The organism is Mangrovimonas sp. sgz306409 (genome assembly GCF_059735265.1).
The window spans coordinates 13,967-35,570 of record NZ_JCAPEU010000004.1 but is presented as its reverse complement, the minus strand read 5'-3'; the positions used below and the strand labels follow the sequence as shown (position 1 = coordinate 35,570).

Genomic DNA, 21,604 nt, shown 5'->3' with positions numbered 1-21,604 from the left:
AATTTACTTACCGCAATTCATGGTAACATTGGTTACAGTTTATTATAGATCTAAGACTTTGATGCTGTTACGGTGAAGTTTGATATGCCCTTCCTTTTCCAATGATTTTAGAAGTCTAGAGATTACTACTCTGGAAGTATGCATATCATTGGCAATTTCTCTATGGGTTACATTTATAAGGTCATCATGATTGGCCATAGCCTTGTCCTTTAGGTATTTCAATACCCTTTTGTCCATTTTCAAAAAGGCAATGGCATCAATGGCTTCCAACAACTCCGTCATGCGTTCATTATAGCTCTGAAGAATAAAATTCTGCCAACTTTTGTACTTGGTCATCCATTCGCCCATTTTTTGAACGGGAATCATGATTAACTGCGCATCTGTTTCGGCAACCGCTCTAATTTCGCTTTTCTTCTGCTCCATACAGCAGGATAAGGTCATGGTACAGGTATCGCCTCTTTCAATAAAATATAGAATCAGTTCGTCACCCTCTTGATCTTCGCGTAAAATTTTAATGGCTCCAGAAATCAACAAAGGCATAAACTTGATGTACTCTCCTATTTCTATCAAAATATCCCCTTCCTTGACCTCTTTAAAGGTTCCAAATTCTTGAATTTCCTCAAGCAATTCATCTTCAAACAAATAACCGTAATATTGTTGTAACGCGTCCTTCATAAATGTATCTTCTAAGAGTTGTTAAAGATAAGATTATAAAACTAATGTACCACACCCCTATTTTCACAAATCCCTAGAAGAAATATATCGTATTGAATACCAAAACAAAACAACTTTAACCAGCATAAAAATACATGTAGAAGAAGAAAAATTTGAGGAATATTCGTTATATTCACCAAGAAATAACGATAGTGAAATCATGATATCCGTATCCGAAGCTTTAAACATATTAAACGGCATCAATATTCCCCATAAATCAGAAATATGCCCTTTGGATGAAGCCTTGGGAAAAGTCCTATATGAAGACATTTTTTCTCCTATTGATATGCCTCCGTTTCGTCAATCGGCCATGGATGGCTATGCCATAAAATGGAGTAATGCCAAAAGCTATACGCTAATCAATGAATCGAAAGCCGGCGACACGCTTAACCATTCTTTGAATGACGGGGAGGCAGTACGCATTTTTACGGGCGCTTTGGTCCCTGATGCTGCAGACACCATTATAATCCAGGAGCACGTTACAAGGAACAGTGATGCTATTACTATTGATAAACTACCAGAAAAGTCAGCCAACATTAGACCAACTGGCGAACAGATAAAAAAAGGGGATCTTGCCCTTGAAAAAGGAACTTGTCTTAACGAAGCCGCTATTGGCTATTTGGCCGGCTTGGGCATTCGTGAAGTAAAAATTCACACCTCTCCAAAGGTTGCCATTGTGGTTACAGGAAATGAACTACGTGCACCCGGAACGATTCTTAGGCCAGGAGAGATTTACGAAAGTAACGCTGCCATGCTATCGGCTGCTTTGAAAAAAATTGGTATCACCAATATAACAAAGTATAAAGTAGAAGATACTTTTGATGCTACTGTAACAACGATTTCCAAAGCCATTACTGCTTCAGATGTGGTATTTATCTCAGGGGGGATTTCTGTGGGCGATTATGATTTCGTAAGGGAGGCATTATTAAAAAACAATGTCGAAGAGGTGTTTTATAAAATCCATCAAAAACCGGGGAAACCTTTGTGGTTTGGACAGAGCGAAAGCGTCTTTGTGTTTGCGCTTCCAGGTAATCCGGCATCGGCTTTAACCTGTTTTTATATCTATGCGCTTCCTCTACTAAAAAAGTATATGGGATTTATTAATGGAGCATTACAACGCATACAGGCCAAAACCAAACGCGATATTAAAAATCCTTCGGGGAAAACATTGTTTTTGAAAGCCCATTTGGAACATGATGCCGTAGAAGTTTTACAAGGACAAAGTTCTTCTATGTTGCATACGTTTGCGCTTAGCAATGCTTTGGTCTGTATCCCAGAACATATTACAGAAGTATCAAAAGGTGACATTGTTGAATGTATCAAATTGAATGAACAATGAACATTAAAAGTAGGGTTTGGATTGAGAATGAGGGCAAAACCTTTTTAGGTTTCGGACGTATTTTACTGCTCAAAAAAGTGGAAGAAACCTCCTCTATCAATGCTGCGGCCAAGGCCATGAACATGTCCTATAAAAAAGCATGGAAATTGATGAATGACATGAACGATATTTCCAAGGAGCCCATTCTTATCAAAAATATTGGAGGTAAAAATGGTGGAGGCACTACCCTTACCCCTTACGGAAAAGCCTTGATTGAACAATTCGAAACCATCAACAACAACTGTATGGCCTATTTGGAATTGGAATTTAAAAAATTGGAACTATGAGCATGCTAAGCACAGAAGCCTTCATCCTATTTGCGTTCATCTTAATTGTGATTGCCTTTTTGTACGCTAGTGTTGGTCATGGCGGTGCCAGTGGCTATTTAGCCTTAATGGCCCTGTTTTCTTTTCCTATTACCTTTATGAAACCAACAGCCCTTTTACTGAACATTTTTGTATCAGGAATTTCCTTTTGGTTTTTCAAAAAGAACAAACACTTTAGGTGGCAACTGTTCTATCCCTTCGCTATTACGTCTATTCCTGCGGCATTTTTGGGCGGCTATTTGAGTATCAACCCATCTTTATACAAACAAGTTTTAGGGGTGTTTCTAGCCATCGCCATCATGAGAATTCTAGGGCTATTTGGTAAGGAACAAAACATTCAAAAGCCCATCAAACTACCTTTGGCATTGGCCATTGGTTTTGGAATCGGACTATTTTCCGGAATGATTGGTATTGGCGGCGGTATCATCCTAAGTCCTGTCATCATTCTATTGGCATGGGGAAACATGAAAGAAGCTGCGGCTGTTTCGGCACTGTTTATTTTTGTGAATTCCATTTCAGGGATTTTAGGTTTTACGTACAATCAGAATACCATTCCTATGGAATCTTTTGTATTTATTCCCATCGCTTTAATTGGTGGGGCCTTAGGCGCGCTCTACGGAAGTAGAATTTCTACCAATGTACAATTGAAATATATTTTATCGATAGTCTTACTGATTGCCTCCATTAAATTAATGACCTTATGAGTTTTGCGCCCAACATAACGGCTTATATTTTGTGCGGTGGCGCCAGCAAGCGTATGCAGGAGGAAAAGGGCTTGGTACTTTATAAGGGGCAACCATTCGTTAAACATGTCATCGACGCCGTGCATCCTATTACATCCAATATCTATTTGGTGACTTCCAATGAAGCCTATCGCCAATTTGGACTAGAATTGCTACCCGATATTTATAGTAACAAAGGCCCTGTTGGAGGTATTTACACCGCGTTGAAGCATTCTTCAACAGCAAATAATCTTATCTTGAGCTGTGACATTCCAGAAGTCTCTACCGAGGTCATTTCAAAATATATCATAACAAATCTTTCTGAAGCCGATGTAACCTATGTTAGCAACGGAACGGATAATTTTCCCCTTATTGCAGCTTATTCCAAGACATGTTTACCAATTTTTGAAAAAGCCTTAGCGCAAGACAATTTGAAATTGCGAAGCGCAATCGAACAATTGAATTGTAATCGGGTTATTGTTGAAGAGGAAGACCAATTGGCACTAAGAAACATCAATACAAAAGAAGAATTACAAACTTTAATCAATGAAACCCAAGATACCTTCGGGAACTAAATTGCAAATTATGGAAACAAACGAACTATATCCCATTTTTGTAAAAGTACACCAACTCAATGTGCTTATTGTTGGCGGTGGCAATGTTGGTCTGGAAAAGTTATCATTTCTATTGAAATCCAGCCCCCGTGCCAATGTAGAAGTGGTTTCTATAACTTTCCATGAAGAGTTGGTTGCATTGGCAAGTAAACACCCTAGTGTAAAGCTTACTCAAAAAGCCTATGACATTTCAGATTTGGAAAATAGGCATTTGGTAATTGGCTGTACCGATAATCTTGAAGTCAACTTACAGATAAATAAGGATGCTAAAAGTAAGCACCTTTTAGTGAACATCGCCGATACGCCAGACCAATGCGATTTTTACCTAGGCGGAATCGTGACCAAGGGCAATGTAAAAATTGCCATTTCCACCAACGGAAAATCTCCCACTACCGCCAAGCGTATCAGGCAATTTTTGGAAGATGTCATTCCTGAGGACATCAACCAATTGGTCAACAATCTTAACACCTACAGAAAAACCATTAAAGGCGACTTTGAAGAAAAAGTAAAACAAATGAACCAAATCACCAGTGGTTTGGTCAATAAAAAAGAATAATATGGCTGTTATAAAATATTTTGGTGCCGTCGCTGAAATTACACAGTGTACAGAAGAACATATAGAAGTGAATAATGAAACATTAAGTGACCTCCTTGAACACTTATTTAAGAAATATGAACTTCAGCAATTACCAATCCATATTGCTTTAAATGCCAATATAGTTAGCATTGAAGCCGAAACGGTAATAGCAAATACCGATGAAATAGCTTTATTACCACCATTTGCGGGAGGATAATTATGAACAGATACAGCAGACAAATTAATTTGCCTCAAGTAGGCATTTCTGGGCAGCAAAAACTTACCGATGCCAAAATATTGGTTGTGGGAGCTGGTGGTTTGGGCTGTGCTGTATTGCCTTATCTAACCTCGGCTGGAATTGGTACCATCGGCATTATTGATGGCGACACTGTTGATGAAACCAACTTACATCGCCAAACACTTTACAGCGAAAAAGACGTCAATCACAGCAAAGCAAAAACTGCTGCGGAGCATTTAAAGAAAAATAATTCAACAGTATCTATTGAAACCTATGATGCATTTTTAAATGGCAAAAATGCTTTGGACATCATTTCTAAATATGATTTGGTAATTGACGCTTCGGACAATCTTGCTACTCGCTATCTCATCAACGATGCCTGTGTGTTGTTGGACAAGCCGTTTATCCACGGCTCGGTTCATCAATTTGAAGGACAGGTCACGGTATGTAATTATCACAATGGCCCTACGTATCGTTGTTTGTTCCCCGAAGCCAATGGCAATGTTCAAAATTGTGAAGAAGCAGGCGTTTTAGGAACTACCGTTGGCCTCATAGGTATGCTGCAAGCCAATGAAGCCATGAAACTCATTTTAGGTATTGGCGAACTGTTATCTGGAAAACTATTGGTGTATAATGCCTTGACCTCGTCACAACACATCTTTTCTTTTTCTAAAAAGCAGGAGCCAGTTATTGACAAGGCATTTTATACTGTTCAATATTTAAACACGATTGTAAGCAATCAATCCATCACTGAAGCACTTCGAAATGATATTACCCTTATTGACGTTAGAGAAACAGGAGAATTGCCTTCTATAGAACACCCCAATGTGCTCAAGCTTCCGCTTTCTACCTTGGAATTAAATCTAGACAGTTTAAATCCTGAAAATATCTATGCTATTTTCTGCCAAAGTGGGATAAGAAGCAAGCAAGCAGCTAACATATTAAAGCAACAACAATTCAAATCCATTATATGTATCACCGATGGTGCCGAAGCCATTTCAAAACTATTGAAAAATGAAAAAAGTATTCATTGACGGTCCTATTTCACCGGAATTCATTTCAGAATCCATTCGTAAGCACCAATCAAAAACCGATATTGGTGCCCACAATATCTTTTTGGGACAGGTTCGCGCCGATGTGGTGAACAACAAAACGGTCGCTGCTATCGACTTTACCTGTTACGAAGCCATGGCCAATGAAATACTAACTGATATCAGGGAAAAGGCCTTCAAAACCTTTAACCTTACCTGCATGCATATTTACCATAGTTTGGGAACCGTGAAAGCTGGAGAAATTTGCTTTTTTGTGTTCGTTTCGGCTAAACACAGTTCGGAAGTCTATGAAGCTACTCGATATTTAGTGGACATTGTAAAGAAGAAAGTGCCTCTGTTTGGAAAGGAGATTTTTGAAGACGAAACCCATCAATGGAAAACCAATAAATAAACCATGGTAGACATTACCCATAAAATAAAAACCTTAAGAGTTGCCACAGCCCAAGCTGTAGTTAAAGTAAGTAAACAAGACACCATAGACGCTATCAAAAACAATATGGTGCCAAAAGGAAACGTGTTTGAAATGTCCAAAACTGCGGGACTATTTGCCGTAAAGAACACGCATAACATTATCCCAGATTGCCACCCCTTGCCTATTGAGTTTACTTCTGTTGAATTTGAAATTGAGGATCTTGACATCAAAATTGATGTTACCATAAAAACCATATACAAAACAGGGGTTGAAGTCGAAGCTATGCACGGCGCTTCCGTGGTGGCCTTGACACTTTATGACATGTTAAAGCCTATCGACAAACAGATTGAAATTGGCACGATTAAACTGTTGGAGAAAAAGGGAGGCAAAAGCAGTTTCAACAATAAACACAGATCGCAACTTAAAGCTTGCGTGTTTGTATGTTCCGATACTATTTCGGCTGGTTTAAAAGAAGACAGGGCAGGTAAAGCCATCATTGAGAAACTCGAACAAAATGATGTGGCCATTTCCACATACGAAGTGATCCCAGACGAGATCGATATTATTAGAGAGAAAACAATCACTAATTCCGAAAACCATAATCTTATCATTTTCACTGGAGGCACCGGTTTATCATTTCGGGATGTTACTCCAGAGGCACTGGAACCTATTTTGGAGCGACGTATTCCTGGCATTGAAGAGGCCATCCGCAGTTATGGGCAAGAGCGCACGCCTTATTCCATGTTATCACGGAGTGTTGCAGGAACACTAGGGGATTGTTTGGTTTTGGCCTTACCGGGATCTACCAATGGCGCTAAAGAATCTATGGATGCCGTGTTCCCTCACCTTCTCCATATTTTCAAAATTTTAAAAGGACAGCAACACGAATAGATGCAAAAAAACGATTCCATATTGACCGATAGTTTTGGGCGAAAGCACAACTATCTCCGCATTTCATTGACTGAAAAGTGCAATCTACGCTGTACTTATTGTATGCCAGCCAATGGCGTTCCATTGACTCCCAAAAGCCATTTAATGACGGCCGATGAAGTTTTTGATATCGCCAAGATATTTGTAGAAAATGGCGTGACCAAAATACGACTTACTGGAGGCGAACCATTGGTGAGAAAGGACTTTACAGATATCTTAAAACATCTTTCAACATTACCCGCAAAGCTGTCTATTACTACCAATGCCGTACTTTTGGACCGGTTTGTTAATCATTTCAAAACTTATGGTCTTCAAGATATCAACATTAGTTTGGATACACTCAATCCTGAGAAATTTCAACTGATTACCCGAAGAAATGAATTTCAAAAGACTTATCAGAATATCTTGCTTGCCTTGGAAGAAGGTTTCAACGTTAAAATAAATGTAGTTTTGATTAAGGGGTTCAATGATGACGAAATATTGAATTTAATTACTTTAACCAAAGACTTGCCAATTTCTTTAAGGTTTATCGAATTCATGCCTTTTGATGGGAACAACTGGAATAAGGACAAGTTGGTTTCCCAAGAAGAAATTCTCAATCAAGTACAAGAGCATTTTGGAGTTTCTGAAATTTCAACATTAGAAAACGAGCAAAATTTCACCTCAAGAAATTATAAAATCAAAGGATTTAAGGGTCAGTTTGGAATCATTAGTACGGTTACCAATCCTTTTTGCGATAGTTGTAACCGTGTTAGGTTAACGGCCGATGGCAAACTTAAAAATTGCTTATTTTCAAACAATGAAACCAATTTGCTCACATCCCTTAGAAATAACGAATCTATTGAACCTTTAATTCAATTTGCTCTTTTTAAAAAGAAAGCCACTAGAGCAGGTCTAACCACTATTGAAGCATTCAACAATACCGAACTCCACAACAACCGAAGCATGATTACCATTGGGGGTTAATTTCCCAACAATCTTCTATTTTCTATTGAAAAACAATCTAGAGATTGGAATCAACATTAGTCCTGAAAATACGAAGACAAAAAAGGCATATCGCAATCCGAAAGCGTGTGCTAAATACCCGACCATTGGAGGGCCTATCAACATTCCGATAGTTCCATAAGTAGAAATAATCGAAATAGCCATTCCTGCGGAGTACTTTTGGGAAGTTCCAGCCAAACTGAAGGCCATTGGGAACACGGAAGCAGTACCAAAACCAACTAAACAGAATCCAAACAAAGCTGGCCAAAATTGAGGCCATGCGATAGAAATCAAAATTCCAATCGCCACACTAACGGCACTAATTGCAAAGGTTTTTGGCATTCCTAACAACTCAACCAAACGATCTGAAAAGAAACGTGACAACGCCATAAAGGTCATAAAAATTAAATACCCATAGGTAAAGACTTCAGCCTTGACCACTTCCTTAAAATACACCCCACTCCAATCGAACATCCCTCCTTCACACAAGGCTGCAAAAAACACCAAAAGTCCCAAATACAAGATAAAAGCATCAGGCTTGCCCAAAATCAATTTATTACCAGAAGGCGCTTTGTCATTAGTCAACGTAAAAAAGTAAGCTACAATGGAACAAACCAGAGTTACAATTGAAACAACCATTAAGTGAACAGGCATTCCAATATTAAGTTTCACCATTAAAGTTGAAAACCCAACACCTACCAAACCTCCCGTACTCCACAATCCGTGAAAGGACCCTACAATTCGCTTTTCATATTTCTTTTGCAACGTGATAGATTGGGTATTCATGGAAATGTTAAGAATCCTCATAAAAAAGGAAAACACACAAATGCTTGCCACCAGTAAAAACGGTGTTGTGACAAAACCTATGGCCATAAGTGCCAAAGCAAAACAAACAAACGCCACCACTAGCGGTCCACGGCTATTATATTTGGAGATCAACCAACCAGACACTGGCAACCCAATAATAGAACTGATGGGCATGGCTAAAAGAATAGTTCCCAATTCCGCCTCATTAAAATTGAAATAGGTTTTAATACTTGGAATCCTCGATGCCCAAGTAGCAAAGGTCAAACCAGATAAAAAGAAATAGGTATTTAAGGCAATACGTTGTTTTACTCTCTCTTGCATAACGAGACTTTGATAAAAATTCAAAATGAATTAAGCCTACAAAATTAAATGAAATTGAGTTGGAAATAAATTCTTAACCACTCAACTTAAAAAAATTATAGCATCCCTATTATCATTAAGTGCTATTGATAATGAATCAGATAAAACATAAATTTAATGCAAAGTTTGCATTCTAACCTTTAATTCAAAAACTAGCTTCAAACTTAAAAAGTACTATAACAGAGACAAAACACAGACCTTACAAAGGTTTTAAAATCAAAAAGTTACAATATTTAGTATCTTTAATAACTAACTGATACAACAATCAATTTGTTCCACAACTTCCTCTTCATTGGCTGATTTAAAAAGAATCCAAAACTTAGATCCTCTACGCGGATTTCTTGCACTAGTTGTCGTATTTAACCATATTGCAATGTTGTCTAGGTCTGCTGACTTGCCCAATCTTTCTCAATTTGCAATATGCAACCGAGGTCCAGAAGCCGTATTTGTTTTTTTTTCATTAAGTGGTTTCCTTATTATTGGGGGATTGTTTGATGAAAAGAAAAAACTTGGAACAATAAATATCAGAAACTTCTATGCAAGACGGATTTTAAGACTTTATCCTGTATATTATTTGGTATTATTTTTAGGCCTTTTTCTTTATCATGTATTACTTCCTGCTTTAAACATTCCATTTACTATTAACTACAACATTTTAAAAGCACTTGTTCTTAATATTGGTTTTCTCCCTAATGTATTTAAAGCCCTCTACCAACCTGGTTCTATTTTAAGCATATTATGGTCTATTGGTATAGAAGAACAATTTTATTTGGTGGTGGCCCCTCTTCTTTACATAACCCCAATAAACAAATATGCTAAGTATCTTTTATGTTTTACTGTGGCATATTTTATTTTGTTCCATTTAGAGCTATTTACGATCCTCAAACAATTTTACCTACTTTATTTTTATATGTCTGCAGGGGGATTCATAGCTGCTATTACTAAAATGGGATATAAAATTCATTTTACATCATGGATTTTAAGGTCGTTTGTATATATAGTTTTTACGGTTCACTTTTTCTTCAATCTTTTTCAATTTTCAACTATTTTTTGGCAGAACCTTTTCGAACTCATTCTATTTAACTTGGTAATCCTTAATCTAGCTAACGAATCCAACTTCAATATTACAAATCCATTTATTAATTACCTTGGAAAAATTTCCTATGGGATTTATATGTATCATATGTTTGCCGTTCACTTAATTGTATTTATTTTCATGAAATCCCATTTTAGAACCTTACCCACCTGGACAATAATAATTTCTATTAACCTAATATCCTTTTTTGGCACTTTCATAATTTCTCATATATCTTATAAATACTATGAGTTAAAATTCTTAAGACTAAAACGATTTTTTCGTCCAAAATCACAATACAATACTCAATAACAACCATTTACATAAAACGGTCGCAATTTTCAAAAAAAATGATTGAAAATTATTTCAAATTCATCTAAGTTTGGTTACAATTTTCAACCTATACAACCAACTAGTTTATGCTCTATATCCTAAAATCTGTTATCAAAACAGTTAAACTTAACCTACTTTTTTTAATAATATCTCTTCTATGTTTTAATTCCTACTCACAAATATCATTTGAAAAAGGTTACATTATTGACAATTCCGATACAAAGACTGAATGTCTGATAAAAAACATGGACTGGAATAATAATCCTTCCGAAATTAAATATAAGTTAGATGAGAATGCAGAAATTAAAACAGGAACTTTAAACTCTATTCAAGAATTTGGCATATATAACACTGCCAAATTTATTAAGAGTGACGTAGATATTGATATTTCATCTGAAAACAAAGATCATTTAAGTCGTATCAAAGACCCTGTTTTTGAACAAAAAGAAATATTCTTAAGAGTAATAATTGAAGGCAAAGCAAATCTTTACACCTATAAAGACTATGATATAACAAGATATTTCTACAATCTAGATAATTCTACAATCGAACAATTAATCTTTAAAAAATATAAAATTTCAGACTATAAGATTAAAGAGAATGTCCAATTTAAACAACAACTTTGGAATAATTTAAAATGTGAATCTATATCTATTAATCAAATTAGAAAACTGAAATATCAAAAAGAAGATTTACTCAATTTTTTTATTTCATTTAATTCCTGTCAAAAATCAGAATATACGGTTCATGATAAAAAGAAAAAACGAGACCTTTTCAATTTAGCTATTAGACCGCGAATAAATAGCTCTAAATTGGGCATACAAAATTCCCTTATCGAGTACAAAAATTCCCAATTCTCCCAAGAAAACAACTTTGGAATTGGACTTGAAGCCGAAATCATTTTACCTTTCAATAAAAATAAGTGGTCTTTTTTCATCGAGCCAACCTATCAATATTTTAAATCAAAAAGCTCAAAAGAAACTGATAGTTATTCCTTAGGAGACATCACGACTACAGTCAATTATCAATCAATTGAGTTACCAATAGGCTTAAGACATTATTTTTTCTTAAATGATTCATCTAAACTGTTTATTAACGCTGCTTTCGTTTTTGATTTTAGCTTAAATAATTCCATAACATCATTTAAATATAACGGATCGACTAACATAGATGATTTTACCATGCGTTCTATGGAGAATTTTGCTATTGGAGCTGGTTATAAATTTAAAGACAAATACAGTATTGAATTTAGGTATTTCACAAATAGACATGTACTGAGGGATTATGTTCATTGGAAATCTGAGTATAAAACTGCTTCTTTTATAATTGGATATTCGTTCCTTTAACTATTTTAGTTTACATCCAAAACTTTTAGTTTATTCCCAAATAAAATTTAAAATCTTCCATTTCATGTTGCTTATATTTTCCTCAGCTAATAGCAAATTCCATTTCCTTTTCTTAGCCTTCTTTTTAAGTTTTAACTCTTTCGCCCAAATAACTTTTGAAAAAGGGTACTTTATTGATTATTCTGGTAAAAAGATAGAATGCCTCATAAAAAACACGGATTGGAGATACAACCCAACTGAGTTTAAGTACAAATTAGCTGAAGAATCTAAAGTTGAAACGGGTAATATCAACACGGTAAAAGAATTCGGAATTTACGACAGATCAAAATATTTAAATGCTTCTGTAAAAATTGATATTTCCTCAACGGACCTATCAAAACTCGGCTATCAAAAAGAACCTATTTTTAAAGAAAAACAACTGTTCTTAAATGTTTTATTAGAGGGAAAGGCTAATTTATTCCTCTTTGTAGACGGTGCTATTAGGCGATACTTTTATAGTACAGATATCAGCCCAATAGAACAATTAATTTATAAGGAATATAAAGTTGAGGAAAATAAGATAAAAGCAAACAATGAGTTCAAACAGCAATTATGGAATTCATTGAAATGCGAGACCATTACTATGGGGCAAATTAAAGCCCTAGACTATCACAAAGATGATTTGCTCAATATTTTTATTGATTATAACGAATGTAACAACTCAGCTTACACAACTTTTAAAGAGAAAAAGAAGATTTCTTTTAATTTAGCCCTTCGCCCAAGACTTAATATTTCATCATTAAGTGTAGACAACCTTAGTTCAGATTTTAAAGATACAGAATTCGACCAAAGTTTAAATTTTGGATTTGGAGTGGAAGCGGAATTTGTTTTACCCTTCAATAAAAGAAAATGGGCCATTATTCTTGAACCTACGTATCAATATTACAAATCTGAAACTGAAAATGTCGAAAGTAATGTGGCGGCTGGAGAATTAAAAGCTACCGTAGACTACTCGTCAATAGAAATTCCTCTTGGATTGCGATACTACTTCTTTCTTAACGACAATTCCAAACTCTTTATTAATGGACTTGCTGTTTTTGATGTTGGTATAAAACAATCTGATATTAAATTTGAACTTAGTTATGCTTCCTTAAACCCGCTACAAATAAACACTTACCTAAATGCCGCTTTTGGTGCTGGTTATAAGTTTAGGGACAAATATAGTCTGGAGTTCAGATATTTTACAACAAGAGATCTAGTAACCCATCACTTGAATTATGATTCAAGCTACCAATCTATGTCTCTTATTCTAGGAATATCCATACTTTAGATTGCTAATTACTCATTTTTAGATATTTAATAAATTAAAAATTAGGGCTACGCTTTAATTTTAGTATCTTGTAGTGTCATTCAACACTAAGAATTATGCGCTCAATTTATAGTATTTTATTCATACTCTCAATATTTATCACTGGCTGTAACGACTCTAAAAAAGAGAACACTATGTCATCCGAATCACATGAATCTGAAATGAAAAACACCAATGCCCTGGAAGGCACATGGGAAGCCAATTACATTATGGGAGGTCCAAAAGATTTCAGTGAAATCTATCCTCATGGAGCTCCAAAAATTACTTTTGATTTAGAAAAAGAAACGACCGCAGGGCAAACTGGATGTAATAATTTTAGTGGTCCTATAAAAATTGACGGCAATAGCATTCAGTTCAATGAAGCAATGGCTGTTACCCGAAAAATGTGTCCAGATATGACAGGGGAAAAGTTATTTCTAGACACCTTAAAAAAAATAAACAAATTCTCAATCAGCGAAGAGGGCCATACACTCAACTTAATCATCGGAGATATTGCTGCTATGAGGCTTCATAAACTTTAAGGAAGCACTTTTAAAATTCATTTCATTGGAGGAATTTCTATATTGAATCCTCCCTACATAGATCGATTTTTAGTATTTCAACCAACCCTTAGTTATTTACTTACAGATAGTTACATTTTATTTCTTCAAAAATAACTATATTAGTCTTGTAAAGAAACACTTGCGTTTTTTATAACAGTCTTACAATAAGAACTACTATAAAACTTAGTTCTCAACAAACATTTACTGACTATAATTTTATTAGTTACTATTTTGGGATGCCTTTAAGAACCTTTTCCATAACACTACTTGCTTTACTACTCTTTTGTAACCTAAGGGCTCAAGAAAAGACTAAGAAGAGTGATACCCTACAGCTTATTGTAAAACCCTATGGCAGTTTTAGAGGTCATATGGCGGTATTTGAAAGAGAGTTGGAATTTCAGGAAAATGCCTCCAGAATTGGCTTAAATATTGATATTAAGGCCAAAGGTGTCACTTTTTTTATGGGAAGTGAACTTCAACTTAAAATGTTTAAGGGAAATTTAGGTTTTAATGCAGATGCTAATTTATCAGGAGGCTTTTTGGTTGCCGATTCCCCCCAATCCGAACAAGTATTTGGTAGTCGCTTGGGATATTTAGGTTTTGACCTTAAACAATATGGTAAATTCACCTTTGGAAAACAATGGAGTGTCTTTTATGATGTCACCGGACTTACGGACTGTTTAAATGTTTTTGGAGGCCGTGGTTCACCTACCTATTACGGAGGGACCGATGGAGGTACTCTTGGCACCGGAAGGGCCGACCAAGCCTTTGTGTACCGAAATTCCCTTGGGCCAGTTTCACTGGGACTTCAAATTCAGGCTAGGTCTGCTACTAACAATAAGTTTTTTGACAGTTATGGTGCCTCCTTAAGAATAAAGTTTTTAAAACACTTTTTGGTTTCAGGGGCTTACAATAAAGCTTATTTAAATGAAACCCTAATTGAAGACCATTTGGTCCTAGGCCTTGAAGGACAACCCCAGTACTATGCTTTTGGACTTCAATACAATGACAAAAAACTACAGTTGGCGGCGGTGCTGTCACACCAAAATAATGGCGATTTAACTCATGGTGTTTTAATAGTAGATTCTGAAATTACCTCCCCTTCGGTAGTTTTTGATGCCACCGGATTTGAGTTCTACGGAAGATACCAATACCACAGTGCGATTTTTATTGTAGGGTATAATCTATACAATCCAGAAACCCAAGAAATCTCCGCTCCCGATGGTCAAAAACCTGTTGTTGACGGGTTCAAAATTGAAGATTTTATCCTTGGCGCCGAATACCGCCCACTAAAACGAGCGTATTTTTACTCGGAATACAGAATTTCCAATGGAAGATCCTCCCTTGGCGTTAAAGATTATGATGTATTCACAATCGGAATTAGAATCAATATTGAAAAAACTTACAAAACGAAAATCAAAAAATTAATTTAGGCTTTTATGTCAAAGTACACTATTGATCTATTCGCCAACGGCCACTGTACTTGCTTCTATTTTCCCATCATAAGTAATACGGTTTCTATTACTACTGCTCACAGACAGATTAGAATTTCCGTTTCCATAAATTGTTAGAATCATATTAAAGTTTTCGGAATTGTTTTTAACTGAAAAACTAATGGTAATTCTTCTTTTCTTTTCATCTATCTTTTGGCTGTAATTATAAATATCTCCCTTAGCTACAACACCTCCACTGGAACTCGATCCATATCCAGAAGCTACCTGAGCTACTCCAAAATAAGGCAAATCTGCATCTACCTTTTGATGGTCCAATCTTAAAAAATTAGGATTGCCTATTAAATTAATCCTGCGTCCCTTTTGTGTAGTTGCCCAATCGGCTGTAAAGGCAAACACCTCCCCTTCCACAAGAGTTTTAGTTTTCGCAAACTCTTCTTGTTCCTGGGCTTCTTTTATCGCTTTTTTCTCTGCTTTTGTTTGGGCATTTACTGTTGTAACCGCAACAAGCAAAAAGAATAGGCTAACTACTATTTTTTTCATAACAATTGATTATTTTTTACTCTATATAAACCTTTTAAAACTTTTAATCCTCATCCCTTTTTCGTGACAATCCTCAAAAACAGGTATCCCAACAATCCTGAAATAAGAGATCCAGACAGAATACCCAATTTGGAAAGTTCAATGAAATTTGGTTCGTCTTCAAAGGCCAGATTTGCAATAAAAATAGCCATGGTAAATCCCACACCTGCCAAAAGGCTCACCCCTACAATATGTTTAAAGTTGAGTCCCTTGGGTAAAGCAGCCATCCCCAATTTCACCCCTAAAAACGAAAAGGAAATCACTCCTAAACTCTTTCCCAACAATAAAGCCAACGCTAAATTTATGGCTAGGCTCATATCCCCAGAACTACTACCTCCCAAAGGAATTCCTGAATTAGCAAAAGCAAATATTGGAATGATAAAATAGGCTACCCATCCATGTAAGTTGTTCTCCAATTGCTGTAAAGGAGACTGTACGTTGGCCACCCAATCCTGAATACCATCAATCAAGTAAATTTGCCGTTTTGAAAGCATTTCTCCTCCATCATTGCTGGTTCTGTGAAGCTTAGTCGTTATGTCATCAAGGTAATCAATACTATCCTTTAAAGGATGTTTTCTTCGAATGGGGATAATCAATGCTACCAAAACCCCAGCAATCGTGGGATGTATTCCGGACTTTAAAAACAATAGCCACACCAAGGTTCCGCAAGCAGCATAAATATACATGTTGAAGTACCTTCTAGCGCTTAAAGCTACCAAAATCAGCAACACCAATAAAGCATAGCCAATAAGCACCCAATCTATATGATGACTATAAAATATGGCAATGGCCAAAACCGCCATTAAATCGTCCACAATAGCAAAAGCAGTCAGAAATATTTTAAGCGACAAGGGCACTCGATCTCCCAATAATTGCAAAATGGCCAAAGAAAATGCAATATCCGTAGCCATAGGAATCCCCCATCCATCTGCCGTCAAAGGATCCTTGTTTAAAAACAGGAACAACCCTATGGGAATAAAAACGCCTCCTACGGCAGCAAAAATAGGTAGTGACGCTTTTTTTAAACTATTCAGTTCCCCCAACAAAATTTCACGCTTAATCTCAAGACCTATCAAAAAGAAGAATATGGCCATAAGCCCATCATTTACCCAAAGCGATAAAGGCTTGGATAATTCAAAACTCCCTATCTCAAAGCCTATGTGATGGGTCCATATGTTTTGATAAGATTCAACGTAAGGAGAGTTGGCCCAAATTAAGGCAGTAATAGTGGCCGTAAACAACAAAATCCCACTTAAACTCTCAATTTTCACAAATTTGGCAATAGGAGCAACTATGGATCTGTTTAACTTTTTGGCCATTTTGGATATTTTGTATTAAAGGTATAAAAATACTTTGACCATCGCTAAAAAGCGATGGTCAAAGTGAGATGTAACATCCAATAAATAAACAATTTAGTTTAGCTTCTCGGCCTTAACAAGATCTTTTATAATAAGAACATTGGAAGGCACTTTCACTCCGTTTTTGAGAGTCATTGGGGAAACGGGAGGTTCATTATCGGAGATTACAGAAGTTAGATGAGTTGTAGAATTTTCTATTTTATATTCACTTCTAAACCCAACCAAACTAATGTCTATATGTTTTTCTTTGGAACCTGTTTTTGCAAATTCCTTTATGAGCTGCAACACATCATGGTCAATGTAAATTGTGTTTGAGGCATCTACAATTAAACGGCTATTTTCTGGGAGATGTGCAAAAGTCTGCTTAATTGCTGCCTTGTTCAAAAAGGATACCTCTTGTGCCAGTTCCATATGAATGGCCTTGCCCTCTGGATGTTCGTCCTTTTTAAAGAAATAGGCCAATTTCAAATTCCCCCTTAAAATAAAATAGACACTCACAGCCAATCCAATGGTAACCCCAATCAACAAATCAGTCAATACAATAGCAATTACGGTAACTACAAAAGGAATAAATTGAAATTTCTTGCTATTTCTCCACATGTGCATAAACACTTTTGGACTTGCCAAATTATATCCAATAACTATCAATACTGCCGCCAAAGAAGCCAATGGAATTTTGTTCAAAATACTAGGAATGGCCAATACGGCTAGCAACAAAAAGAATCCATGTGAAATAGTCGCCAATTTGGTTCTTCCTCCTGAATCAACATTTGCCGAAGATCTTACAATTACAGAGGTCATTGGAATCCCTCCTATCATACAGCTCAGCATATTCCCAACCCCTTGAGCTTTCAATTCTCTATTGGTATTGGTATAACGCTTTAGGGGATCTAATTTGTCCGAAGCTTCAATACACAAAAGTGTTTCTATACTTGCTACAGCTACAATAGTTAGGGCCACGACCCATACCTGTGGATTCACAATTTGGGTGAAATCTGGCAAACTAAATTGTCCCCAAAACGCGGCCATTGAATCTGGTATAGGTAAGCTTACCAAATGTTCTGAACTTATAGATAAACTAGACCCTGTATATACAAACACTTCGTTGATGGCCACCCCAACCAAAACTGCAACCAAGGAACTAGGAACCGACTTGATTTTTTGTAATCTCGGCACTTTTCTAAAAGCAATAATTACTCCAAGAGAGGCTAACATTACCAACACAGCTCCCAAATGCACATAATTAATAGCATCAATTATTGTGGAAAACCAATCATGCTTTCCCTCCTTGTTAACATGAAAAAAGTCCCCCTCATTGATCACATCATACCCTACAGCATGAGGCAATTGGGTTAAAATAATTAGAATTCCTATCCCTGCCAGCATTCCCTCTATCACATTGGAAGGCAAATAGTTTGAAATAACACCTGCCTTTAAATACCCCAACACAATCTGAAGCACCCCAGCAATAACCCCAGCCAATAAAAATGCCTGAAAGGAGCCTAATGTTGAAATAGCTGTAAGTACAATGGCTGTCAACCCTGCCGCAGGACCTGTAACACTTAAAGGTGAATTGCTTAAAAAACCTACCACGATACCTCCCACTACACCAGAAATAATTCCGGCGAACAAAGGTGCGCCACTTGCCAAGGCTATTCCCAAACAAAGTGGTAAGGCTACCAAAAACACAACTAACCCAGATTTTAGGTCAGATTTTAAATATGTTGTATCCAATAATTTCATATCAATAGTTTATTTTAAGTGTAACTTCACAAAAAGTGTCTCCAAAATCCCATCAGATTTCCTTTCATTCTCGGTAACAGCATTATTGCTGTCAACTTCTATATATTTGATGTCACTATTTCTTATGTATGGGGCGATATCAAAACACCTTTTAGAAGCAAAATTTTTATAACTCGTACTCGGAATTAGGGCTTCATCAATACTGTATATTTCCAGAAACCCCTTAAATGCAAATCTGTTTGTTCCATCAAAAACTACATTCTCAACATTTTTCACCTTGTAGCCATGATCTTCGAACAACTGCTTTTGCGCCTCCAAATACTCTGGAGATACTATAGAATTAAGAATTCTAGTGTTCGATAAATTCAGGTAATCGAACAAGGATTCACCTATTCTATAACCTGAAGCAAACACAATACTCAAGGTATCCTCAGGAAAATTCAAGACAGCACTTTTCAATAACTGCAACGAATTTTCACTAAAATCTGTAGGTATTAATACGGTTTTCATTGCCCTAATTTTTACAATACAAACGTATTACTGCCAAATTAGAGCCACTTAAGAATGAGATTAGAAAACGATTAGAATTTTAAAACCGAAGTAGAAAGCGCCATCATGACAATGAAGCCCTCGGAATTATTAACGAGAAAATGGTCCCTTTACCTTCCTCTGAATAAACTTCAATATTCCCTCCATGAAGTTTTAGTATTTTATTAGTGAAGGGCAATCCAAATCCGTAACCTTTTACGTTACGGGCATTGGATGCTCGGAAAAAAGGTTGATAGATATTTTTGATGTCTTTGGAAGGAATGCCCACCCCTTGGTCTGTAACTGTAATTATTGAGCTGTTTTCATTGGATGTAATTTTAACTACAACTTTTTTATTGTCTGAAAACTTACAGGCATTATCCAAAACATTGTTGAGGGCTATTTTAAGCAGTCCATAATTGCCCTGAACAACCAAACTGTCAGGATCTTCGGGAACACCGCTCAAATCCAGTTGAATTTGGTGTTCGGGACGAATTAAATCCATACTCTGTATCACTTCCATAACCAGTTCATCCAATCTCACCTCTTGAATAAGCCCTTCACTTCCTTGATTGGTTTGTGCAAACTTCAGCAAGCTGTTTATTAGTAGATCCAATCGTTGAGCTTCCTGTTCGATTCCTTTCAAGGTATCTTGGTATTCCTCCGGATTTCGTTCCTTTATCAAGGCTATTTCTGTTTGAGTTAAAATAGCAGTTAATGGGCTTTTAAGTTCATGCGATGCGTTATTAATGAAATTGCTCTGCACTTCAAAAGAAGTTTCCAACCTATCCAACATATCGTTTATGGTTTTGGACAGTTCATTCAATTCATCTTTATTATTGTTTACCGTTAACCGTTCAAAAAGATTACTGGCCCTTATGGAATTGGTTTTCTTAACAATTTTAGAAAGAGGGCTCAACACCCTGCTCGCAAAGTACTTCCCAAGGAAATACAACAAAACACTACTGAACAAATAAATCAAAATCAAGATATTCCGTAGGTTATTTAACCCCATATTGCCATAAATATCAACTGCAGACAATACCAGATTAAAATCTCCTTGATTATCTTCTTGGATACTTCCCACATAGAAAACATTTTCTATTTTGGTTTCGTACACTTCACCTTTTCTGAGGTTTTCCAAAACTTGAGGAGGAAGCTCATCCAAACCAGCCATATCACCTTGCCCTACAGAAAAAATATATTCCTTTTCTTCAGGAAGCTTCTGTAAATGCTTGTTACGGATATCTTCATAAATTGGCGTATTGAGTTCATCTTTATCGGCATACGCTTTTGCAGCTATAGAAGCCCTTTTGGCCAAGCGATCGCTAAAGCTATCTTCAAAGTAATTTTTGGCGAGGAAATACACCAATACAAAGGCCAACAATTGCAAAGCCCCTGCCAACCCCATAAAGATTAAGGCTATTTTATTCCTAATCTTCATTTTCCGAAACTTTTAAAATATAGCCCATCCCAACTACGGTATGGATTAATTTAGACTTAAACTGCTTGTCAATTTTATTTCTGAGATAGTTAACGTACACATCTACAACATTGGTCCCCATATTAAAATTGATATCCCAAACATTCTCCAACAAGTCAACTCGTGAAAGCACCTTATTTTTGTTTTTCATAAAGTACTCCAATAAGCGGTATTCCGTAGAGGTAAGCTTAATTTCACTTCCACACCTAGAGGCAATTTTTGTATCTAAATTCAATTCTAAATCGGAAATGGACAGAACAGAACTTGTTACTGCCTTTTTTTGATGGCGCCTGGAGACCGCCCTTATTCGGGCCAATAATTCTGAAAACTTAAAGGGCTTGGTCATGTAGTCATCGGCTCCTGTATCCAAACCTTTCACTATATTCTCTGTAGTACCCAAAGCAGAAAGAAAAATTATTGGTATATGCCCAAACCCCATAGTCTTGATTTCTTTGGAAATATCAAAACCGTTCATTCCGGGAAGGATGACATCCAATAAGATTAAGTCTACTTTTTTTTGCTTCAGCAACTCAAAAGCAGTGGGTCCATCATAAGCTATCATGGCCTCAAACCCCGATTCATCCAACCCCTTTTTCAAAGAAGTAGCCACATTGTATTCGTCTTCAACAATTAGGATATTTTCAACCATTGATTGATGCTTTTGCTTCTCTAAAATAATTCATTTTTTTAAGATAGACAGT

23 protein-coding genes are annotated in these 21,604 nt (G+C 36.3%); 15 read left to right on the top strand and 8 right to left on the bottom strand.

Annotation, left to right across the window (positions count from 1 at the left end; genetic code table 11):
• Positions 1–42: 42 nt before the first annotated feature.
• A complete protein-coding gene (locus tag AC6I5C_RS08080; protein ID WP_053978030.1) occupies positions 43–675 on the bottom strand; it encodes a Crp/Fnr family transcriptional regulator in 633 nt (210 codons plus the stop codon).
• A gap of 199 nt (positions 676–874) precedes the next feature.
• Between AC6I5C_RS08080 and AC6I5C_RS08075 the strand changes: the two genes are divergently transcribed.
• Genes AC6I5C_RS08075 through moaA form a run of 10 tightly spaced genes read left to right on the top strand, consistent with a single transcriptional unit; the run spans position 875 to position 7,929 of the window.
• Complete coding sequence (locus tag AC6I5C_RS08075; RefSeq protein WP_497904709.1) at positions 875–2,053, top strand: molybdopterin molybdotransferase MoeA; 1,179 nt, start codon at positions 875–877, stop codon at positions 2,051–2,053.
• On the top strand, positions 2,050–2,379 hold the full coding sequence (locus AC6I5C_RS08070) for a winged helix-turn-helix domain-containing protein (RefSeq protein ID WP_497904708.1): 330 nt from the start codon (positions 2,050–2,052) through the stop codon (positions 2,377–2,379). Before AC6I5C_RS08075 ends, AC6I5C_RS08070 begins: the two co-directional genes overlap by 4 nt.
• Positions 2,376–3,122 (top strand): sulfite exporter TauE/SafE family protein, encoded by a 747-nt coding sequence (locus AC6I5C_RS08065; RefSeq protein WP_497904707.1) that lies wholly within the window; start codon positions 2,376–2,378, stop codon positions 3,120–3,122. Before AC6I5C_RS08070 ends, AC6I5C_RS08065 begins: the two co-directional genes overlap by 4 nt.
• The gene (gene mobA, locus AC6I5C_RS08060) at positions 3,119–3,715 is read left to right on the top strand and encodes a molybdenum cofactor guanylyltransferase (RefSeq protein WP_497904706.1); all 597 of its coding nucleotides are present in this window, start codon (positions 3,119–3,121) and stop codon (positions 3,713–3,715) included. The genes AC6I5C_RS08065 and mobA overlap by 4 nt, the downstream gene beginning before the upstream one ends.
• A 10-nt stretch (positions 3,716–3,725) precedes the next feature.
• Positions 3,726–4,310, top strand: coding sequence for a precorrin-2 dehydrogenase/sirohydrochlorin ferrochelatase family protein (locus AC6I5C_RS08055; RefSeq protein WP_497904964.1), 585 nt, complete (start codon positions 3,726–3,728; stop codon positions 4,308–4,310).
• 1 nt (position 4,311) lies between these two features.
• Positions 4,312–4,548 (top strand): MoaD/ThiS family protein, encoded by a 237-nt coding sequence (locus tag AC6I5C_RS08050; RefSeq protein WP_497904705.1) that lies wholly within the window; start codon positions 4,312–4,314, stop codon positions 4,546–4,548.
• A 2-nt stretch (positions 4,549–4,550) separates the two neighbouring features.
• Positions 4,551–5,603: a ThiF family adenylyltransferase gene (locus AC6I5C_RS08045; protein WP_497904704.1), complete on the top strand. Its 1,053-nt coding sequence runs from the start codon at positions 4,551–4,553 to the stop codon at positions 5,601–5,603.
• Entirely contained in the window at positions 5,584–6,012 is a 429-nt protein-coding gene (locus AC6I5C_RS08040; protein ID WP_497904703.1) for a molybdenum cofactor biosynthesis protein MoaE, read from the top strand. Before AC6I5C_RS08045 ends, AC6I5C_RS08040 begins: the two co-directional genes overlap by 20 nt.
• Before the next feature lie 3 nt (positions 6,013–6,015).
• On the top strand, positions 6,016–6,924 hold the full coding sequence (gene moaCB / locus AC6I5C_RS08035; RefSeq protein ID WP_497904702.1) for a bifunctional molybdenum cofactor biosynthesis protein MoaC/MoaB: 909 nt from the start codon (positions 6,016–6,018) through the stop codon (positions 6,922–6,924).
• On the top strand, positions 6,925–7,929 hold the full coding sequence (gene moaA / locus AC6I5C_RS08030) for a GTP 3',8-cyclase MoaA (RefSeq protein ID WP_497904701.1): 1,005 nt from the start codon (positions 6,925–6,927) through the stop codon (positions 7,927–7,929).
• A 15-nt stretch (positions 7,930–7,944) separates the two neighbouring features.
• Here moaA and AC6I5C_RS08025 read toward each other — a convergent pair whose 3' ends face one another.
• A complete protein-coding gene (locus AC6I5C_RS08025) occupies positions 7,945–9,075 on the bottom strand; it encodes an MFS transporter (protein ID WP_497904700.1) in 1,131 nt (376 codons plus the stop codon).
• Between the two features lie 331 nt (positions 9,076–9,406).
• On the opposite strand from AC6I5C_RS08025, the gene AC6I5C_RS08020 reads away from it, so the two are divergent.
• The 5 genes from AC6I5C_RS08020 (at position 9,407) to AC6I5C_RS08000 (ending at position 15,191) form a co-directional block, all read left to right on the top strand.
• Positions 9,407–10,501: an acyltransferase family protein gene (locus AC6I5C_RS08020; RefSeq protein WP_497904699.1), complete on the top strand. Its 1,095-nt coding sequence runs from the start codon at positions 9,407–9,409 to the stop codon at positions 10,499–10,501.
• 266 nt (positions 10,502–10,767) lie between these two features.
• Positions 10,768–11,868 (top strand): autotransporter outer membrane beta-barrel domain-containing protein, encoded by a 1,101-nt coding sequence (locus AC6I5C_RS08015; protein WP_497904698.1) that lies wholly within the window; start codon positions 10,768–10,770, stop codon positions 11,866–11,868.
• Between the two features lie 64 nt (positions 11,869–11,932).
• Positions 11,933–13,177 carry a porin family protein gene (locus AC6I5C_RS08010; RefSeq protein WP_497904697.1) on the top strand — a complete coding sequence of 415 codons (1,245 nt, stop codon included), beginning with the start codon at positions 11,933–11,935 and terminating at the stop codon, positions 13,175–13,177.
• A gap of 173 nt (positions 13,178–13,350) precedes the next feature.
• Positions 13,351–13,737, top strand: coding sequence for an META domain-containing protein (locus AC6I5C_RS08005; RefSeq protein WP_497904696.1), 387 nt, complete (start codon positions 13,351–13,353; stop codon positions 13,735–13,737).
• Between the two features lie 257 nt (positions 13,738–13,994).
• A complete protein-coding gene (locus AC6I5C_RS08000) occupies positions 13,995–15,191 on the top strand; it encodes a porin (protein ID WP_497904695.1) in 1,197 nt (398 codons plus the stop codon).
• Positions 15,192–15,218: 27 nt separating this feature from the next.
• On the opposite strand, the gene AC6I5C_RS07995 is transcribed toward AC6I5C_RS08000, so the two are convergent.
• The 6 genes from AC6I5C_RS07995 to AC6I5C_RS07970 form a co-directional block, all read right to left on the bottom strand.
• Entirely contained in the window at positions 15,219–15,752 is a 534-nt protein-coding gene (locus AC6I5C_RS07995) for a DUF4251 domain-containing protein (RefSeq protein WP_497904694.1), read from the bottom strand.
• Positions 15,753–15,802: 50 nt separating this feature from the next.
• A complete protein-coding gene (nhaA, locus tag AC6I5C_RS07990; protein WP_497904693.1) occupies positions 15,803–17,110 on the bottom strand; it encodes a Na+/H+ antiporter NhaA in 1,308 nt (435 codons plus the stop codon).
• A 93-nt stretch (positions 17,111–17,203) separates the two neighbouring features.
• Complete coding sequence (locus AC6I5C_RS07985; protein ID WP_497904692.1) at positions 17,204–18,892, bottom strand: SulP family inorganic anion transporter; 1,689 nt, start codon at positions 18,890–18,892, stop codon at positions 17,204–17,206.
• Positions 18,893–18,901: 9 nt separating this feature from the next.
• Entirely contained in the window at positions 18,902–19,402 is a 501-nt protein-coding gene (locus AC6I5C_RS07980; RefSeq protein WP_497904691.1) for a hypothetical protein, read from the bottom strand.
• Positions 19,403–19,505: 103 nt separating this feature from the next.
• Positions 19,506–20,864, bottom strand: a complete 1,359-nt coding sequence (locus tag AC6I5C_RS07975; protein WP_497904690.1) for a sensor histidine kinase — start codon at positions 20,862–20,864, stop codon at positions 19,506–19,508.
• On the bottom strand, positions 20,854–21,552 hold the full coding sequence (locus AC6I5C_RS07970) for a response regulator transcription factor (protein WP_497904689.1): 699 nt from the start codon (positions 21,550–21,552) through the stop codon (positions 20,854–20,856). Before AC6I5C_RS07970 ends, AC6I5C_RS07975 begins: the two co-directional genes overlap by 11 nt.
• Between the last annotated feature and the right edge of the window lie 52 nt (positions 21,553–21,604).